This window comes from Bacillus sp. L_1B0_5, assembly GCF_000836715.1.
Lineage (GTDB): Bacteria > Bacillota > Bacilli > Bacillales > Bacillaceae_G > Bacillus_A > Bacillus_A thuringiensis_S.
This window is the reverse complement of record NZ_JXIS01000169.1, coordinates 1-1,981: the sequence shown is the minus strand read 5'-3', so window position 1 is coordinate 1,981 and position 1,981 is coordinate 1. Positions and strand designations below refer to the sequence as shown.

Below are 1,981 nucleotides of genomic sequence, written 5' to 3'. Positions count from 1 at the left end.
CAACATCGCCATCAAGCTAAGGAAAAGGAGATACCCCCAAACCGAATAAAATAGGGGTATCTCTTTTTATATATCTAACTCTATTTCTTTGCTCATGCAACAGAACTTATATTTCTTTCCACTGTTACAAGCACATGTATCATATATATCCATTGGACGTGTCCGTCCTTTCATCGCTTTTTTCAAATCTGTTAGATCTTCATTTAATTCTAAACTAATGATGTAATATAAATCATACTCATTACAAATTGCTGCTATTTTTTCTGCTCGTGCTCTTGTTCCTACTTTTATCATAATCGGATTATTTTCTGAACCTAATAGACACATAAGCTTTCACCTCTTTTCTTTTCATCTTCATTTTATAAAATAAAGATAAAAAATGGAGGGGAATCCATGAAAAAATCATCTCATTTTAAAGACTTTCGTTTACTTGTAAAAGAATTACAGCGTGTATTTTCATCACACTTTTTAACACATTTGGGGAAAGAAACACAGTTTGTTCAACGTACCAGTAAATTTGGAGCACAAGATTTAGCTGCTTTATGCATAGGAATGGGCCAAGATATTGCAAGTTATTCTTTGACAAGACTATGTGGTGTTTTAGAATCAGAAACAGGTGTCCTTATTAGTCCGGAAGGACTAAATGTACGATTAAACGAAAAAGCAGTAGAATTTTTACGTTCGCTCTTCTCGCAACTCTTACAAAAACAATTATTAGCCACTATATCTCTACCTTCTTCTTTTTCAGAATACTTTCGGCGTATTCGTATTTTAGATGCCACTACATTTCAAATTTCAGATCAACTCGCAGCCGTTTATCCTGGTTCAGGCGGAAGTGGAAAAGCTTCTGGATTGAAAATACAATTAGAATATGATTTACTGAGTGGTCAATTCTTACATGTCGCATTGGGACCTGCGAAAGAAAATGATGTGAATTACGGCAAAGAAGTTCAACCTACCGTTGATTTACAAGATCTTTGTATACGGGATTTAGGTTATTTTAGTTTGATCGATCTAGATGGCATCCAACAAAAAGGAGCCTACTATTTATCTCGGCTTAAAATGAATACCAAACTGTTTCAAAAAATGAAGAGGCCCCTATTTTTAAAAATGGAGCAAGTAAGAAAAATATCAATATACAATGATTGATTTAGAAACGATTATGGAACAGTTACAACCAGGGGAATTATATGAAATTCCTGTTGTCTATGTTGGGCGTGACTATCTACTTCCCGTAAGAGCTGTAATGTATAGGCTTACTCCTGATCAGGAAACACAACGTAGAAAAGATCGAGCATACAAAGAAAAAAAGAAAAACATAACGTTTAGTGATCGAACAAAAAAATTACAAGGCATCAATGTATACATTACGAATATTCCATTGGAATATGTTTCTAAAGAAGCTATCCATGAGTTCTACTCTCTTCGTTGGCAAATAGAAATTATCTTTAAAACATGGAAATCTATTTTTCGCATTCATTCCAATACAAATGTGAAGAAAGAACGATTAGAATGTCATATCTATGGAAAATTAATTGCTCTTTTACTCTCTTCTACTGTGATGTTCCAAATGAGACAAGTATTGCTGATAAAAAAACAAAAAGAATTAAGTGAATGGAAAGCTATGTATATGATTCATGATTATTTCCGCGTATTATATCGACAAATACAAGAACAATCGAAGCAACTAATAACAAGTTTTCTTCGTTTATTCCACTTACTTGATAAAAATGGACGAAAATCACATCGTTATCGAAAAAAAAACTGTATTTGATATTTTAGGTACTGCATACGAGCAGTATATAGAAAAATAAATCCGCTTAAAAAAATTGTAGCCCGCTAGGGTTATTTCGTATGCACTTTTTTATAAAAATTTTAATATTGGGTAAAAGATACCCAATATTCCATAGTCGGAGAGGAATTTATACGTATTTTTGTAAGTTCAATTTCGTTAGCTTGATGGCGATGTTGCCGTGCCCCT

General features: G+C 33.2%; 1 protein-coding gene and 1 pseudogene. One reads left to right on the top strand and one right to left on the bottom strand.

The genetic code is table 11. The features are described from left to right. Nucleotides 1–66: 66 nt before the first annotated feature. On the bottom strand, nt 67–327 hold the full coding sequence (locus RT27_RS31140; RefSeq protein WP_043939070.1) for an SEC-C domain-containing protein: 261 nt from the start codon (nt 325–327) through the stop codon (nt 67–69). 66 nt (nt 328–393) lie between these two features. On the opposite strand from RT27_RS31140, the pseudogene RT27_RS31135 reads away from it, so the two are divergent. Beyond that, a pseudogene (locus tag RT27_RS31135) lies at nt 394–1,814 on the top strand (IS4 family transposase). The last annotated feature ends 167 nt before the right edge of the window (nt 1,815–1,981 follow it).

Coding starts and splice junctions, on each gene's coding strand:
- RT27_RS31140 (WP_043939070.1), bottom strand. CDS start 327: ATGTGTCTATTAGGTTCAGAAAATAATCCGATTATGATAAAAGTAGGA.